Origin of the sequence: Streptomyces sp. NPDC051183 (assembly GCF_040682455.1) — a bacterium.
Classification (GTDB): Bacteria; Actinomycetota; Actinomycetes; order Streptomycetales; family Streptomycetaceae; genus Streptomyces.
Window position 1 is genome coordinate 44614 of sequence record NZ_JBFBBA010000039.1, and the last position, 16118, is coordinate 60731.

The 16118-nt window shown below is 71.9% G+C and carries 16 protein-coding genes; 13 read left to right on the forward strand and 3 right to left on the reverse strand.

Translation table 11 applies throughout. The features are described from left to right. Positions 1-119: 119 nt before the first annotated feature. Positions 120-1205 carry an ABC transporter permease gene (locus tag AB0M99_RS29120; RefSeq protein WP_365925575.1) on the forward strand — a complete coding sequence of 362 codons (1086 nt, stop codon included), beginning with the start codon at positions 120-122 and terminating at the stop codon, positions 1203-1205. Continuing rightward, positions 1202-1897 (forward strand): ABC transporter ATP-binding protein, encoded by a 696-nt coding sequence (locus tag AB0M99_RS29125; RefSeq protein WP_365925577.1) that lies wholly within the window; start codon positions 1202-1204, stop codon positions 1895-1897. The genes AB0M99_RS29120 and AB0M99_RS29125 overlap by 4 nt, the downstream gene beginning before the upstream one ends. Before the next feature lie 69 nt (positions 1898-1966). Here AB0M99_RS29125 and AB0M99_RS29130 read toward each other — a convergent pair whose 3' ends face one another. After that, positions 1967-2770, reverse strand: coding sequence for an IclR family transcriptional regulator (locus tag AB0M99_RS29130; RefSeq protein ID WP_365925579.1), 804 nt, complete (start codon positions 2768-2770; stop codon positions 1967-1969). 325 nt (positions 2771-3095) lie between these two features. Here AB0M99_RS29130 and allB point away from each other — a divergent pair, with 325 nt between their 5' ends. Together allB and alc are read left to right on the forward strand one after the other, a co-directional pair. Continuing rightward, positions 3096-4439 carry an allantoinase AllB gene (gene allB, locus AB0M99_RS29135; protein WP_365925581.1) on the forward strand — a complete coding sequence of 448 codons (1344 nt, stop codon included), beginning with the start codon at positions 3096-3098 and terminating at the stop codon, positions 4437-4439. 2 nt (positions 4440-4441) lie between these two features. Then, the gene (gene alc / locus AB0M99_RS29140) at positions 4442-5560 is read left to right on the forward strand and encodes an allantoicase (RefSeq protein WP_365925583.1); all 1119 of its coding nucleotides are present in this window, start codon (positions 4442-4444) and stop codon (positions 5558-5560) included. A gap of 121 nt (positions 5561-5681) precedes the next feature. Here the strand turns inward: alc and AB0M99_RS29145 are convergent, their stop codons facing one another. Further along, complete coding sequence (locus AB0M99_RS29145) at positions 5682-6506, reverse strand: ion transporter (protein WP_365925585.1); 825 nt, start codon at positions 6504-6506, stop codon at positions 5682-5684. A gap of 301 nt (positions 6507-6807) precedes the next feature. Between AB0M99_RS29145 and AB0M99_RS29150 the strand changes: the two genes are divergently transcribed. Together AB0M99_RS29150 and AB0M99_RS29155 are read left to right on the forward strand one after the other, a co-directional pair. Then, the gene (locus AB0M99_RS29150) at positions 6808-7422 is read left to right on the forward strand and encodes a dihydrofolate reductase family protein (RefSeq protein ID WP_365925587.1); all 615 of its coding nucleotides are present in this window, start codon (positions 6808-6810) and stop codon (positions 7420-7422) included. Positions 7423-7683: 261 nt separating this feature from the next. After that, a complete protein-coding gene (locus tag AB0M99_RS29155; RefSeq protein ID WP_365925589.1) occupies positions 7684-8604 on the forward strand; it encodes a DMT family transporter in 921 nt (306 codons plus the stop codon). A 66-nt stretch (positions 8605-8670) separates the two neighbouring features. Here the strand turns inward: AB0M99_RS29155 and AB0M99_RS29160 are convergent, their stop codons facing one another. Further along, a complete protein-coding gene (locus AB0M99_RS29160; RefSeq protein WP_365925591.1) occupies positions 8671-9699 on the reverse strand; it encodes a Gfo/Idh/MocA family oxidoreductase in 1029 nt (342 codons plus the stop codon). A gap of 235 nt (positions 9700-9934) precedes the next feature. On the opposite strand from AB0M99_RS29160, the gene AB0M99_RS29165 reads away from it, so the two are divergent. From AB0M99_RS29165 to AB0M99_RS29195, 7 genes are all read left to right on the forward strand, one after another. Then, entirely contained in the window at positions 9935-10915 is a 981-nt protein-coding gene (locus AB0M99_RS29165; RefSeq protein ID WP_365925593.1) for a sugar ABC transporter substrate-binding protein, read from the forward strand. Further along, positions 10912-11946, forward strand: coding sequence for an ABC transporter permease (locus tag AB0M99_RS29170; protein WP_365925595.1), 1035 nt, complete (start codon positions 10912-10914; stop codon positions 11944-11946). Before AB0M99_RS29165 ends, AB0M99_RS29170 begins: the two co-directional genes overlap by 4 nt. Next, positions 11943-12758 (forward strand): ATP-binding cassette domain-containing protein, encoded by an 816-nt coding sequence (locus AB0M99_RS29175; protein WP_365925597.1) that lies wholly within the window; start codon positions 11943-11945, stop codon positions 12756-12758. Before AB0M99_RS29170 ends, AB0M99_RS29175 begins: the two co-directional genes overlap by 4 nt. Before the next feature lie 16 nt (positions 12759-12774). Next, on the forward strand, positions 12775-13953 hold the full coding sequence (locus tag AB0M99_RS29180; protein ID WP_365925598.1) for an ROK family glucokinase: 1179 nt from the start codon (positions 12775-12777) through the stop codon (positions 13951-13953). An 11-nt stretch (positions 13954-13964) separates the two neighbouring features. After that, entirely contained in the window at positions 13965-14543 is a 579-nt protein-coding gene (locus AB0M99_RS29185) for a hypothetical protein (RefSeq protein ID WP_365925644.1), read from the forward strand. 67 nt (positions 14544-14610) lie between these two features. Further along, positions 14611-15243, forward strand: a complete 633-nt coding sequence (locus tag AB0M99_RS29190; protein ID WP_365925600.1) for an MBL fold metallo-hydrolase — start codon at positions 14611-14613, stop codon at positions 15241-15243. A 30-nt stretch (positions 15244-15273) separates the two neighbouring features. Beyond that, positions 15274-16062, forward strand: a complete 789-nt coding sequence (locus AB0M99_RS29195) for an exodeoxyribonuclease III (protein ID WP_365925602.1) — start codon at positions 15274-15276, stop codon at positions 16060-16062. Positions 16063-16118: the final 56 nt, after the last annotated feature.

The window sequence follows — 16118 nt, forward strand, 5'->3', positions numbered from 1 at the left end:
AGTGGGCCCCGGCCGCCCCCGGTCAACCGAAAGTTTGATGTCCGCATGGGTCCTTCGATACGAGGATCGCTACCGTGGCGCGATGCCTTGCGTCCACGCGGAGGACCAAGGTGGGGGACATGTTCGTCGCATGGAGAGATCTACGGTTCGCCAAAGGCCGCTTCGCCCTCATGGGCTCGGTCGTACTGCTGATCACGCTGCTGGTCGGCCTGCTGTCCGGGCTCACCTCCGGCCTGGCCCGGGAGAACATCTCGGCCATCACCGGCCTGCCCGCCACCCACCTCGCCTTCGCCGCACCCACCGGGGACCAGGAGGTGTCCTTCACCAACTCGCAGGTGCCCGAGAAGGCCTGGCTCGCCTGGCGGCAGCAGCCCGGGGTGAAGTCCGCGGAACCGCTCGGCATCCGTACGACGAACGCCGTCTCGGGTGAGCGCACCGCGGCCGTCTCCGTCTTCGGCGTGGAGCCGGCGGGGAAGCTCGCCCCGCAGGGCGCGGGCCTGACTCAGGGCCAGGTCGTCCTCAGCGAGAAGGCCGCCAAGGAGCTCGGCGGCCTCGGCGCGGGCGCCAAGCTCAAGGCGGGCACCCTCGAACTGACCGTGGCCGCGGTGTCCGGCACCGCCTCCTACAGCCACACCCCGGTCGTCTGGATGGACCTCAACGACTGGCAGCGCATCGGCAACCCCGGCACCTCCATCGACACGCTGGCCACCGTGGTCGCCGTGTCCGGCAGCGGGGTGGACCTCGCCGCCGCGGACGGGGCCGCGGGCACCGAGGCCCGGACCGTCGACGAGGCGCTCGGCGCCATAGGCTCCTACCAGGCCGAGAACGGCTCGCTCCAGCTGATGCGCGGCTTCCTCTTCGCCATCTCGGCCCTGGTCATAGGGGCCTTCTTCACGGTGTGGACGATCCAGCGCAGCGGGGACATCGCCGTCCTGAAGGCACTCGGTGCCTCCACCGGCTACCTGCTGGGGGACGCCCTCGGCCAGGCCGTCGTCATGCTCGCGATCGGCACCGGGGCCGGTACCGCGCTCGCGGCCGGCTTCGGAGCCCTGATCAGCGGGGGCGACGTCCCCTTCGTGCTCGACGCCGCCACCGTGCTGGTGCCCGCCGCGATCATGATCGCGCTCGGCGCGCTCGGCGCGGCCCTGTCCATCCGGCGCATCACCGCCGTAGACCCCCTGACCGCCCTCGGGAGCGTCCGATGACCCTGCTCGTCCACGACGTCACGCTCACCTACCCGGACGGCGAGAGCCGGCTGACCGCCCTGGACTCCGTGTGCCTGGAGGTCCCCGCGGGCACGCTGACCGCGGTGATAGGCCCTTCCGGGTCCGGCAAGTCCAGCCTGCTCGCGGTCGCGTCCACCCTGGTCACCCCGGACTCCGGGCGGGTGGTCGTCGCGGGGGAGGACACCGCGCGGCTCGGCGCGGCCGAGAAGTCGGCGCTGCGCCGGGAGAAGATCGGCATCGTCTTCCAGCAGCCGAACCTGCTGGCCTCCCTCACCGCCGCCGAGCAGCTCCTGGTGATGGCGCACCTCTCCGGCCGCCCCCCGCGCGCCCTGCGCCGCCGGGCCCTGGACCTGCTGGACGCGGTGGGCCTGGCCGACAAGGCCGACAAGCGCCCCCACCAGCTCTCCGGAGGGCAGCGCCAGCGCGTCAACATCGCGCGCGCCCTGATGAACGAGCCGGGGGTGCTGCTGGTCGACGAGCCGACCAGCGCCCTCGACCACGAGCGGGGCGCGGCGGTGCTCGACCTGCTGGTCACCCTCACCCGGGACCGCGCCACCGCCACGGTCCTGGTCACGCACGACCACGCCCACCTGGAGCGCATGGACCGGACGGTGACCATGACGGACGGCCGCCTGACCGAGGCCGCGGCGCGGGCCGTCCCGGCGGTCTGAGGACGTACGTACGAAGGCCCCGGCCCCTCCGCACTGGGAGGGGCCGGGGCCTTCGTACGCGGACGGGACCTACGCGGGGTTCTGGCTCTGCAGGGCCACCGACAGCTCGTCCGCGATGCCCTGGAGGATCGGCACGATGGAGTCGGTCAGCGCCTCGGTGACCCGGCCCGCCGGGCCCGAGATGGAGATCGCGGCGGCGGTCGGCGAGTTCGGCACCGACACGGCGAGGCAGCGAACCCCTATCTCCTGCTCGTTGTCGTCGACCGCGTAGCCGACCTTGCGCACCTGCTCCAGGGCCTCCAGGAAGCCCTCGGGCGTGGTGATGGTCTTCTCGGTCGCGGCCGGCATCCCGGTGCGCGCGAGCAGGGCCCGTACCTCATCGGCGGGGGTGTAGGCGAGCAGGGCCTTGCCCACGCCGGTGGAGTGCGGGAGCACGCGGCGGCCGACCTCGGTGAACATGCGCATGGAGTGCTTGGACGGCACCTGGGCGACGTAGACGATCTCGTCCCCGTCGAGCAGCGCCATGTTCGCGGTCTCGCCGGTCTCCTCGACCAGACGGGCGAGGTAGGGGCGGGCCCAGGTGCCCAGCAGCCGCGACGCGGACTCGCCGAGGCGGATCAGCCGGGGGCCGAGGGAGTACCGTCGGTTGGGCTGCTGGCGGACATAGCCGCATGCCACGAGGGTGCGCATGAGACGGTGGATCGTCGGCAGCGGCAGGCCGCTGGCTGTGGAGAGCTCGCTGAGGCCGACTTCGCCCCCGGCGTCGGCCATGCGTTCGAGCAGATCGAAGGCGCGCTCAAGGGACTGGACACCACCGCTGGCGGCGGTGGGCTTGGCGGAAGCGTCGGTGGTGCTGGCGCTGGACGTCGGCACGGCGCGGTCCTTTCGGTGCTGGCAGGCAAGCAAGCAGCCTACCGGTCGGTCGGCGTCGGCCCTAGAGCCGGGGACCGTCGTCTCCGCCGGTCAGAGGCGGTTTGTCCGGCGGCGGACGGCCTCGGGAAGTTGGCCGTCCGGCTTCCGGTGGTGGTAGCTACATTCTGTAGAGCGAAATCTTAATTCCATCCTGTGGAAACATCCAATTGCGATGAAGGTGCGTCGGCGGTCCGTCCGGGCGCTCTTGACTGGCCCCGGATCCGCGGGAAGACTCCGTCAACAGAACGTTGAATTTTGCTCTGTGGAAGTAGATGGGGAGGTTCCGGTGTCCGACCTGGCTGTGGAACTGGTACTGCGCTCGACGCGCGTCATCACCCCCGAGGGGACGCGCGCCGCCTCGGTGGCCGTCGCCGGCGGGAAGATCGCGGCCGTGCTGCCGTACGAGGCCGAGGTGCCGGCCGGAGCCCGGCTGGAGGACTTCGGGGACGACGTGCTCCTCCCCGGCCTCGTCGACACCCACGTCCACGTGAACGACCCCGGCCGCACCGAGTGGGAAGGCTTCTGGACGGCCACCCGCGCCGCCGCGGCCGGAGGCATCACCACGATCCTCGACATGCCGCTCAACTCCCTGCCGCCGACCACCACGACGGAGAACCTGCGCGTCAAGCAGGAGGTCGCCCGCACCAAGGCGCACGTGGACGTCGGCTTCTGGGGCGGCGCGCTGCCCGACAACGTCAAGGACCTGGCGCCGCTGCACGACGCCGGCGTGTTCGGCTTCAAGTGCTTCCTGTCGCCCTCGGGCGTCGAGGAGTTCCCCGAGCTCGACCAGGACCAGCTGGCCGCCTCCCTGGCGGAGATCACCGGCTTCGGCGGCCTGATGATCGTGCACGCCGAGGACCCGCACCACCTGGACTCGGCCCCGCAGAACCCGGGCCCCAAGTACGCGGACTTCCTCGCCTCCCGCCCCAAGGACGCCGAGAACACCGCGATCCAGAACCTGATCGACCAGGCCAAGCGGCTGAGCGCCCGCGTGCACGTCCTGCACCTGTCGTCCAGCGACGCGCTGCCCCTGATCGCCGCGGCCAAGGCCGAGGGCGTGCGGATCACCGTCGAGTCCTGCCCGCACTTCCTCACCCTGACCGCCGAGGAAGTCCCGGACGGCGCCACCGAGTTCAAGTGCTGCCCGCCCATCCGCGAGGCCGCCAACCAGGACCTCCTGTGGGACGCGCTCGCCGACGGGACGATCGACTGCATCGTCTCCGACCACTCGCCCTCCACCGCGGACCTCAAGACCGGCGACTTCGCCACCGCCTGGGGCGGCATCTCCTCCCTCCAGCTGGGCCTCCCCGCCATCTGGACCGAGGCGAAGAAGCGCGGGCGCACCCTCGAAGAGGTCGTCCGCTGGATGTCCGCCGCCCCGGCCGCCCTCGCCGGACTGGCGCAGAAGGGCGCGATCGAGGCGGGCCGCGATGCCGACTTCGCCGTCCTGGCCCCCGAAGAAACCTTCACCGTGGATCCCGCGGAACTGCACCACCGCAACCAGGTCACGGCGTACGCGGGCAAGACCCTGTACGGCGTCGTGAAGTCCACCTGGCTGCGCGGAACGCAGATCGCCGACCACGGCACCCCGACCGAGCCCACGGGCCTCCTCCTCGAAAGGCAGAACTGACAGTGGCGATTCCCTCTTTCACCGGTAACGCGAACCCGTACGGAGGCGGCGACCCGTACGCGGACTACCGCACCGCGGACTTCCCGTTCACCCAGTACGCGAACCTCGCCGCCCGTGAGCTGGGCGCCGGTGTCATCGCCGCCAACGACGAGTTCTTCGCCCAGCGCGAGAACCTCCTCATCGCCGAGGCCGGACACTTCGACCCCGAGCACTTCGGCCACAAGGGCAAGATCATGGACGGCTGGGAGACCCGCCGCCGCCGTGGCGTCTCCGCCACCCAGCCCTGGCCGACCGCCGACGACCACGACTGGGCGCTCGTACGCCTGGGCGCCCCCGGCGTGATCCGCGGCATCGTCGTCGACACCGCCCACTTCCGCGGCAACATGCCGCAGGCCGTCTCCGTCGAGGGCACCAACTGGGAGGGCGCCCTGGCGCCGACCCCGGAGGAGCTCCAGGGCGACGACGTCAAGTGGACGACGCTGGTCCCGCGCACCCCGGTCGGCGGCCACGCGGCCAACGGCTTCGAGGTCACCGTCGAGCAGCGCTTCACGCACCTGCGCGTCAATCAGCACCCCGACGGCGGCATCGCCCGCCTGCGCGTCTACGGCGAGGTCCTGCCCGACCCGAAGTGGCTCGCGGCGCTCGGCTCCTTCGACGTGGTGGCGCTGGAGAACGGCGGCTCCGTCGAGGACGCCTCCAACCGCTTCTACTCCCCGCCGACCAACACCATCAACCCGGGCCGCTCCCGCAAGATGGACGACGGCTGGGAGACCGCCCGCCGCCGTGACAACGGCAACGACTGGATCCGCTACCAGCTCGTCACCGAGTCCGAGATCCGCGCCGTCGAGATCGACACCGCGTACCTCAAGGGCAACTCGGCCGGCTGGGCCTCGCTGTCCATCAAGACGGGCGAGGAGGGCGAGTGGACGGAGTTCCTGCCGCGCACCCGCCTGCAGCCCGACACCAACCACCGCTTCGTGCTGGACGCCCCGGCGGTCGGCACGCACGTCCGGATCGACATCTTCCCGGACGGCGGTTTCTCCCGTCTGCGCCTGTACGGCTCGCTGACGGAGACGGGCGCCGCCGCGCTGGCCGCCCGTCACCAGGAGCTGGGCGGCTGACGCCACCCTCCGCCCGGCCCGGGGGCCGACACCCCCGGGCCTGCGAACCGCCGATGGGGCGCACCGGAATCCGGTGCGCCCCATCGGCGCGTCGCGGGAGCGCCCCCCGGCGGCCCGCCCGCTACCCGGAGTGCCCGGCCGGTTCGAGGCGCCGCTCCCCGGCCGCCGCCGACGGGGCGTCGTCGAGGCTGGCCTCCAGCGCGTCCAGGGCGAGGCGCGCCGCGACGATCCGGTCCCGGACCTCCTCGGCGGGACCGCCGGGATCCTGTGCCCGCTTGCGCGCCCGCGCCTCCTCCGCCTCCATCTCCCTCGCCTCGTCGAGGGAGTTGAGCACCACCCCGATCAGGACGTTGACCAGCACGAACGAAGCGAGCAGCGCGTAGGAGGCGTAGTACAGGATGCTGAGCCGGGAGATCTGCAACCCGGCGCGGACGGCGTCGGTCAGGCCGTCCAGGGTGGTGAGCAGGAACAGGGTGAGCCCGGCCCGCCCGATCGAGCCGAAGTGCTGCGGATCGGACTCCGCGAAGCAGACCCAGCCGACCATGGCGTACACGTACAGCACCAGCGCGCCGACGAACAGGAAACTGGCGGTGCCCGGCAGGCTGCGGCCCACCGCGACCAGCAGGATGCGCAGGTGCGGGAGGAAGCGGGCGGTGCGCAGCACCCGGGCGAGGCGCAGCAGCCGGAGCACGGTGGTGTTCTCACGCAGCAGCGGCACGAACGCCGAGGCCACGATCAGCAGGTCGAAGATGTTCCAGGGATCCCGGAAGAATGCTTTCGGCCGGTCCGCGTAGGAGCCCAGGCGGAGCAGCATCTCCAAGGTGAACAGGGTGAGGCAGCACTCCTCCAGGGCTTGCAGGGCCTGGTGGTGCGACTCGGCCAGCCCGTGGTACGTCTCCGCCCCCATCAGCCCCGCGTTGAGCATGATCACGGCGAAGACGGTCATCCCGAACGCAGGGTCCTCGGTGATCCGCCGACAACGGCCTGCCAGTCTCGCTCGGCCCTGTCCGGCCTGCGTCGGGTCCGTCATCTCGCTCCTCGTACTCGTACTCGTACCGGCATCGTCGGGACCGCGGCGCGCGCGGGCGCACGCGCCGGTCCGCCCTGCTAACGCCGCACGCCGGTACGGGTTTCTGCGCGCCGGCCGGAATCGGCCCGCGGGTTCGCGCGCGCCGCACCGATGAGTCCGGGCGCTGCCGGGAGTCTGAACCGGTGGACAGGACACACCGACCAAGGAGCGCGGAACCATGGGCAAGCTGACCCTCACCACCTTCCTGACCCTCGACGGCGTGATGCAGGCCCCCGGCGGGCCCGACGAGGACCCCAGCGGCGGGTTCGCGTACGGCGGCTGGCTGGTGCCGTTCGCCGACGAGGGCATGGGGGAGTTCATGACCGAGGTCTTCGACCGGGCCGGGGCCTTCCTCCTCGGCCGCCGGACGTACGAGATCTTCGCGGGTTACTGGCCGAAGGTCACCGACCCGGCCGACCCGATCGCGAGCAGGCTCAACGGACTGCCCAAGTACGTGGCCTCGGCCACGCTGAAGGAGCCCGGGTGGGCCGGGACGACGGTGATCGACGGGGAGCAGCTGCAAGGCGAGATCGTGCGGGTCAAGGACGCGCTCGACGGCGAGCTCCAGGTGCACGGCAGCGGCCTGCTCGCGCAGTGGCTGCTGGCGCGGGACCTGGTCGACGAGCTGAACCTGCTGGTGTTCCCCGTCTTCCTGGGGGCCGGGCGGCGGCTGTTCCCCACCGGCGGCCTGCCGACGGCCTGTGAACTGGTCGCCTCCCGCACCACGGCGAGCGGAACGGCCGTCCACACCTACCGGCCGGCCGGCCGCGCCGCCTTCGGCACCTTCGAGTGACCGGGCGGTCCCCGCCGAGCAGCCGATCCCCTCCCGAGCAGCCGATCCCTCCTGGGCGGCCGATCCCTCCCGGGGCGGCCGCCCCCCGAGCGGCCAATCCCCCCGAGCGGCCAATCCCGCCCGAGCGGCCAATCCCCCGTGGCGGCCGATCGTCCCGGGCGGTAATCCCCTCGACCGGTGTGATCATGCTCCGGTAGCGTGATCCGCACCCCGTGCGAGCCGCCGACGCCTCCACCCGCTTCCCGCTGTTGGAGGACCCAGGTGACCTCGTCCGCCGTCGCAGGCCCCGCCCCCGCGCTCGCTCCCCGCAGGGGCTGGCTCGCCGATCTGCCCGTTCTCGCCGTGGCCGTCGTGTGGGGCGGCAGCTACCTCGCCGCCAAGGGCATCACCGCCGCCCACACCGTGGTGGCCGTGCTCGTCCTGCGCTTCGCGCTGGTGCTGCCCGTCCTCGTGATCGCCGGCCGCCGCCGGCTGCGCGCCCTGACCCCCGCCCAGCTGCGCGGCGCGGGCGTGCTGGGGCTCGTACTCGGCGGGATCTTCCTGCTGGAGACCTACGGGGTCGTCCACACCTCCGCCACGAACGCCGGGCTGATCATCAGCCTGACCATGATCTTCACCCCGCTGGCCGAGGCCGCCGTACGGCGAACCGCCCCCTCGGCGGGCTTCCTCGGCGCCGCCGCCGTCTCGGTGGCCGGAGTCGTACTGCTCACCCAGGGCGCCGGGTTCACCGCCCCCAGCCTCGGCGACCTGCTCATCCTCGGCGCGGCCCTCGCCCGGACCCTGCACGTCCTGCTGATGGCCAGGACCAAGGCCGTCCAGGACGCCGACTCCCTCTCCCTGACCACCGTCCAGCTCGCGAGCGCCGTCCTGGTCTTCGCCGTACTCGCCGCCCTGCCGGGGACCGGGGCCTCGCCCTGGTCGGTGGCCGCGGGCTTCGGGGCCGCCGAGTGGGCGGGGCTCGTCTTCCTCTCCGTCTTCTGCACCCTCTTCGCCTTCTTCGTGCAGATGTGGGCCGTGCGCAGCACCTCGCCCTCCCGCGTCAGCCTGCTGCTGGGCACCGAACCCCTGTGGGCGGCGGCCGCCGGCATCGCGATCGGCGGGGAGCAGCTCGGCGCCCCCGGACTCGTGGGGGTCGTCCTGGTGCTCGCCGGCACCGCCTGGGGCCGGCGCGCGGCCGCCTGAACAGATTGTCGAAAACCGCCCTCGTCCGGCGATCGGCGGCCTACTGTGGCCCCCATGCCCGCGCACTTACCGGTCGGGGAGCCCCGGGTCGCGCAGATCCGGCAGCTCCTCCAGGCGTACCCGGCGCCGCTCCCGCCGCGACAGCTCGCACGCCTCCGCGACCCGGAGCGCGGCGAGCGCCTCGCGGCCGTCGCACGGGTTGGGGCCCTCGCCGCGGACCAGCCGGACGAAGGCCGTCAGTTCCGCCTCGTACGCCGGGCCGAACCGCTCCAGGAACCCCGTCCACGGCTTGCTCGCCGGGGGCGGGCCCTGCGGTTCGGTCGAGGCGATCGGCGTACGGTCGTCCAGTCCGGCGGAGACCTGGTCCAGCTCCCCGGCCAGCTCCATCCGGACGTCGTAGCCGGCCCCGTTGCAGCGCGTCCCGGTCGCCGTCACCAGCGTTCCGTCGTCCAGCGTGAGCACGGCCGCCGCCGTGTCGATGTCGCCCGTCTCGCGGAAGCGCACCGGCCCCGCGTCCGAACCGGCTGCGTACACCTCCACCACCTCGTGCCCGGTCACCCAGCGGACCATGTCGAAGTCGTGCACCAGGCAGTCCCGGTACAGTCCGCCGGAGGTCGCCAGGTACTCGGCGCTCGGCGGCGCCGGGTCCGCGGTCATCGTCCGTACCGTGTGCAGCCGCCCCAGGGCACCCGAACGGACCAGTTCGCGCGCCGTGCGGTAGCCGGCGTCGAAGCGCCGCATGAAGCCCATCTGGAGCACCCCGCCCGCGGCCGCCACCTCGCGCAGCACCGACAGGGTCCGGGCCAGGTCCGGGGCCACGGGCTTCTCGCAGAACACCGGCAGCCCGCCGCGCACCGCCCGTACGACCAGCTCCGCGTGCCCGTCGGTCGCGCAGGCCACCACCACCGCGTCGACGCCCCAGGTGAAGACCTGCTCCACCGTGGGCGCGGCGGTGGCCCCGAGCCGGTCGGCGAGGCGCGCCGCCCGCGCGGGGTCGGCGTCCGCGAGCAGGAGCGAGCCCGCCTCCGGGTGGCGGGCCAGCGCCGCCGCGTGGAAGGACCCGATCCGGCCCGTCCCGATGAGCCCGATGCGCATGCACTCAACGTGGCCCCGTCCGGGGGACCTGTCAATCTGCCCGGCTCTGTCCCCCGAAGGCCACGATGGTTCGCGATGGCCCCGATGGCCTTGCATGGTCCACTGTGACGGATACTGGGCGGCTGGAAACGGAATGCACCGATTTCTCGAGACCGGATCTCTCAAGACCGGCAAGCGTGGCAGGACAAGGGAAGGCGCGGCAGACGTGGCTAGGGTTCGGACAGGGGTACGCGTCGTGGGCGCCGTGCTCGCGGCGGTACTGGGAGCCTCCCTCGTGGGCTGCAGCAGTACGGGCGGCAAGCGGGCCGAGGATCGGGCGAAGGCCGCCGCGGCGGGCCGCCCCGCGGTCTCCACACCGCGCTGGACCTTCGCGATGGTCACGCACGCGGGCGACGGCGACACCTTCTGGGACATCGTGCAGAAGGGCGCCAAGGAGGCCGCGGCGAAGGACAACATCAACTTCGTCTACGCCCACGACGACCAGGCGCAGCAGCAGGCGCAGTTCGTACAGAACGCCATCGACCAGAAGGTCGACGGGCTGATCGTCAGCCTCGCCAAGCCCGAGGCCCTCAAGGACGTCATCGCCAAGGCCGTCAAGGCCGGCATCCCGGTGGTCACGGTCAACTCCGGATCGGCCCAGTCCGCCGAGTACGGAGCCCTGACCCACATCGGCCAGGACGAGGAGGTCGCCGGCGAGGCGGTCGGCACCGAGCTGACCAAGCGCGGCAGGAAGCGCGCCGTGTGCGTCCTGCACGAGCAGGGCAACGTCGGCCACGAACAGCGCTGCGCCGGGGCGAAGAAGACCTTCGGCGGCACCATGGAGAACCTGTACGTCGAGGGCACCAACATGCCCTCCGTCCAGGCCTCCCTCCAGGCGAAGCTCCAGGCGGACCCGTCCATCGACGCGATCCTCACCCTCGGCGCGCCCTTCGCCCCCACCGCCGTCAAGGCGAAGGACGCCGCGGGCAGCAAGGCCGAGGTCGACACCTTCGACCTCAACGCCTCGGTCGCCCGCGACCTGAAGTCCGGCGCCCTCGGCTTCGCCGTCGACCAGCAGCCCTACCTCCAGGGCTACGAGGCGGTCGACCTGCTCTGGCTCTACCGCTACAACGCCGACGTGCTCGGCGGCGGCCGCCCGGTGCTCACCGGACCGCAGATCGTCACCGCGGCCGAGGCCGCCAAGCTGGAGGAGTACATCAAGCGGGGCAGCCGATGAGCACCGCCTCCGCCGTCGACGAACGGCTCGCGCCCGCCTCGCTGGTGCGCCGCCTGCTGGGCCGCCCCGAGCTGGGCGCGGTCGTCGGCGCGGCCGCCGTCTTCGTCTTCTTCTCCTTCGCAGCCGACAGCTTCCTGCGCGCCTCCAGCCTGAGCACCGTCCTGTACTCGGCCTCCACCATCGGGATCATGGCCGTCCCGGTGGCCCTGCTGATGATCGGCGGCGAGTTCGACCTGTCCGCCGGCGTCATGGTCACCACCTCGGCGCTGCTCAGCTCGATGTTCAGCTACCAGATGACCGCCAACGTCTGGGTCGGCGTCCTGGTGTCCCTGCTGGTCACCCTCGCCGTCGGCTTCTTCAACGGGTTCATGCTGACCCGTACCAAGCTGCCCAGCTTCATCATCACGCTGGGCACCTTCCTGATGCTGACCGGCCTGAACCTGGGCTTCACCAAGCTGATCAGCGGCTCGGTCTCCACCAAGACCATCGCCGACATGGAGGGCTTCTCCTCCGCCCGGGCGCTCTTCGCCTCGCAGTGGAACATCGGCACGGTCACCCTCAAGGTCACCATCCTGTGGTGGCTGGTCCTGGTCGCGGTGGCCACCTGGATCCTGCTCCGTACCCGCGCCGGGAACTGGATCTTCGCGGTGGGCGGCGGCGCGGACGCGGCCCGCGCGACCGGCGTCCCGGTCGTGAAGACCCGTATCGGCCTCTACATGGGCGTCGCCCTGTGCGCCTGGATCTCCGGCCAGCACATCCTCTTCTCGTTCGACGTGGTCCAGTCCGGCGAGGGCGTCGGCAACGAGTTCCTGTACATCATCGCGGCCGTCATCGGCGGCTGCCTGATGACCGGCGGATACGGCTCCGCCATCGGCTCGGCGGTCGGCGCGTTCATCTTCGGCATGACCAGCAACGGCATCGTCTACGCCCAGTGGAACCCGGACTGGTTCAAGTTCTTCCTCGGCGCGATGCTCCTGCTCGCGACGCTGCTCAACGCATGGGTCCGCAAGCGGGCGGAGGCGAGCAAGTGACGGCCCTGGTGAAGCTGACCGAGGTCAGCAAGTACTACGGCAACATCCGCGCCCTCCAGGGCGTGTCGCTGGAGGTCTCGGCCGGCGAGATCACCTGCGTCCTCGGCGACAACGGCGCCGGCAAGTCCACCCTCATCAAGATCATCGCGGGGCTGCACCGGCACGACGCCGGCACCTTCGAGATCGAGGGCGAGGAGACGGCCCTCGCCAACCCGCGCGCCGCCCTGGACCACGGCATCGCCACCGTGTACCAGGACCTCGCCGTCGTCCCGCTCATGCCCGTCTGGCGCAACTTCTTCCTCGGCTCCGAGCCCACCAGGGGGCGCGGTCCCTTCCGCCGCCTCGACGTGGAGTTCATGCGCGAGACCACCCGCGCCGAACTCCTGCGCATGGGCATCGACCTGCGGGACGTGGACCAGCCCATCGGCACCCTGTCCGGCGGCGAGCGGCAGTGCGTGGCCATCGCCCGCGCCGTCTACTTCGGCGCGAAGGTCCTCGTACTGGACGAGCCGACGGCCGCCCTCGGCGTCAAGCAGTCCGGCGTGGTCCTCAAGTACGTCGCGGCCGCCCGCGACGCGGGCCTCGGCGTGGTCCTGATCACGCACAACCCGCACCACGCCTACCTGGTCGGGGACCGTTTCGTGCTCCTCAAGCGCGGCACGATGGCGGGCAGCCACACCCGCGATTCGATCACGCTGGACGAGCTCACCCGCCAGATGGCGGGTGGATCGGAGCTCGACGAGCTGAGCCACGAACTGGAGCGAGTGGCAGAATCAGGGCCTGAGGCCGTTTCCGGCACCACCGAACCATGAGGGACGACACGACTCGATGAGCACGTACCGGGACTTCACGCTCGCCCACCGGGGGTCGGCGCGAGGCACCGTCCTGCGGACCATCGGGACCCGTGAGCGCCGGTCGCACCTGACCGCCCCGCGCGTCCCGACCGTCGGCATCGACATCGGCGGCACCAAGGTGATGGCCGGCGTCGTCGACGCCGACGGCGTCATCCTGGAGAAGATCCGGACCGAGACCCCGGACAAGTCCAAGAGCCCCAAGGTCGTCGAGGACACCATCGTCGAGCTGGTCCTCGACCTCTCCGACCGGCACGACGTGCACGCCGTGGGCATCGGCGCCGCCGGCTGGGTCGACGCCGACCGCTCCCGCGTGCTCTTCGCCCCGCACCTGGCCTGGCGCGACGAGCCGCTGCGCGACGCCCTCCAGTCCCGGCTCGCGGTCCCCGTCATGGTCGACAACGATGCCAACACCGCGGCCTGGGCCGAATGGCGCTTCGGTGCCGGGCGCGGCGAGGACCACCTCGTCATGATCACGCTCGGCACCGGCATCGGCGGGGCCATCCTCGAAGGCGGCCAGGTCAAACGCGGCCGCTACGGGGTGGCCGGCGAGTTCGGGCACATGCAGGTCGTCCCCGGCGGCCACCGCTGCCCCTGCGGCAACCGCGGCTGCTGGGAGCAGTACAGCTCCGGCAACGCCCTGGTCCGCGAGGCCCGCGAGCTGGCCGCCGCCGACTCCCCGGTCGCGTACAACATCATCGCCAGGGTCGGCGGCAACGTCCACGAGATCACCGGGCCGCTCATCACCGAGCTGGCCCGCGAGGGCGACGCCATGTGCGTCGAGCTCCTCCAGGACATCGGCCAGTGGCTCGGCGTCGGCATCGCCAACCTCGCCGCCGCCCTCGACCCGTCGTGCTTCGTCATCGGCGGCGGCGTCAGCGCCGCCGACGACCTGCTGATCGGCCCCGCCCGGGAGGCCTTCCGGCGCCACCTCACCGGCCGTGGCTACCGCCCCGAGGCCCGTATCGCCAAGGCCCAGCTCGGCCCGGAGGCCGGCATGGTCGGCGCCGCCGACCTCTCCCGGCTCGTCGCCCGCCGCTTCCGCCGCGCCACGCGCCGGCGCGTCGAGCGGTACGAGCGGTACGCGCAGCTGGGCCGGCAGGGCGCCACCGGCCCGGCCGGCACCACGGACCCCAAGGATCAGGACCAGCAGTGACACCGCCCCCCATGCTGCCCCGCCAGGCCTCCGCACCGGACGACGGCGCCGCCGCGCAGCGGCCCGCCGAGGACCGCAAGCACGTCGTCCGGCGCCGCTGGGTCACCGCGATCATCATCCTGCTGCTGGTCGGAGTCCCGGCCGGCTACCTGGCCGTCTCCGCGCAGCAGAGCCGCCAGAGCGGACGCGACAAGGCCGCCAAGGTCGGCGCCGCCAAGGTGCGCACGGCCTGGCCGTCGAAGGTGCAGCGCAGCATCTACGAGGTCCCCATCCCGCCGAAGGCCTGGCGGGTCGGGTTCCTGGAGACCAACAACTGGCACACCAGCCGGCTGTACGTGCAGTTCGCGGTGACCCCGGCCCAGCTGGAGGACTTCCTCGACGACGTCGGCTCCAGCCGGGCCGAGCTGACCCGCGGGGTCTCGATCTCCGCGCACGACGCCGCCGTCGCCGGCTGGAGCTGGAGCCCGAAGCACTCCTGGTACGGGACCACCCTGGACCCGGAGAACCCCCGGCCCACGCGGGACATCACCGTGGACCTGACCGACCCGGACAACCCCAGGGTGTACGTGGTCTCCACCGCGATCCCGTAGACGGCCCTCCGTGAACGGCGGAACCCGTTCTCCTTGATCCGCCGGGTTCGGTGACTAGCCTGGGATCATGAAGCTCACGAAGCGGTTGCACTCCTGCGTCCAACTGGAGAAGGACGGGCGCGTGCTCGTCATCGACCCGGGCGTCTTCAGCGAATCCGACGCGGGCCTGGGGGCCGACGTCCTGCTGGTCACGCACGAGCACCCCGACCACTTCGACGAGGGCCGCCTGCGGGCCGCCCTCGACGCGAACCCGGCGGCCGCGCTGTGGACGCTGCGCAGCGTCGCCGAGCGGATCGGCCCCGCCTATCCGGGCCGGGTGCACACCGTGGGGCAAGGAGACGCCTTCACCGCCGCCGGCTTCGACGTCCAGGTGCACGGAGAACTGCACGCGGTGATCCACCCGGACTTCCCGCGGGTCACCAATGTCGGCTACCTCGTGGAAGGTTCGCTCTTCCACCCCGGGGACGCGCTGACCGTGCCCGGGGCCCCGGTGGACACGCTGATGATCCCGGTGCACGCGCCCTGGAACAAGGTCTCCGAGGTGATCGACTACGTCCGCGAGGTCAAGCCGCGCCGGGCCATCGACATCCACGACGCCTACCTCTCCGACATCGCCCGGCCCATCTACGACGCCTCCCTGGACGCCCTCTCGGGCGCCGACCACAGCCGACTCACCGCGGGGGACTCCACGAACCTGTGACTGTCGGTGCCGGGCGGTAGGTTGGGATGCATGCGTATCGCCACGTTCAACGTCAACTCGATCACCGCCCGGCTGCCGCGCCTGCTGGCCTGGCTGGAGAGCTCCGGCACCGACGTCCTGTGCGTCCAGGAGACCAAGTGCTCCGCCGAGCAGTTCCCGCACGCCGAGCTGCGCGAGCTGGGCTACGAGGCGGCCGTCAATGCCACCGGCCGGTGGAACGGCGTGGCGCTGATCTCCCGGGTGGGCCTGGACGAGGTGATGCTCGGGCTGCCCGACGGCCCGGACTACGAGGGCGTGCAGGAGCCCCGCGCGATCTCCGCCACCTGCGGCGGGGTGCGCGTCTGGTCGGTGTACGTGCCCAACGGCCGCGAGGTCGAGCACGACCACTACGGCTACAAGCTGAACTGGTTCCGCTCCCTCGCCGCCGCGGTCGCGGAAGACGCGGCCGGCCCGCGGCCGTTCGCCGTGCTCGGCGACTTCAATGTGGCCCCGACCGACGAGGACGTCTACGACCCGGCGGTCTTCGCGGGCGCCACCCACGTCACCCCGGCCGAGCGGGCCGCCCTGGAGGCGCTGCGGACCGCGGGGCTCTCCGACGTCATGCCGCGACCGCTCAAGTACGACCGTCCGTACACCTTCTGGGACTACCGGATGCTCGCCTTCCCGAAGAACCGGGGCATGCGCATCGACCTGGTCTACGGCAACGCGCCGTTCACCAAGGCCGTCACCGACGCGTACGTCGACCGCGAGGAGCGCAAGGGCAAGGGTGCCTCCGACCACGCGCCGGTCGTCGTGGACCTCGACCTCGACCGCGTCTGACCCTTCCCTTCCGGATCTTTCCCGGGGCCGTGGATCCCCGCCGGCCGATCCAGGCG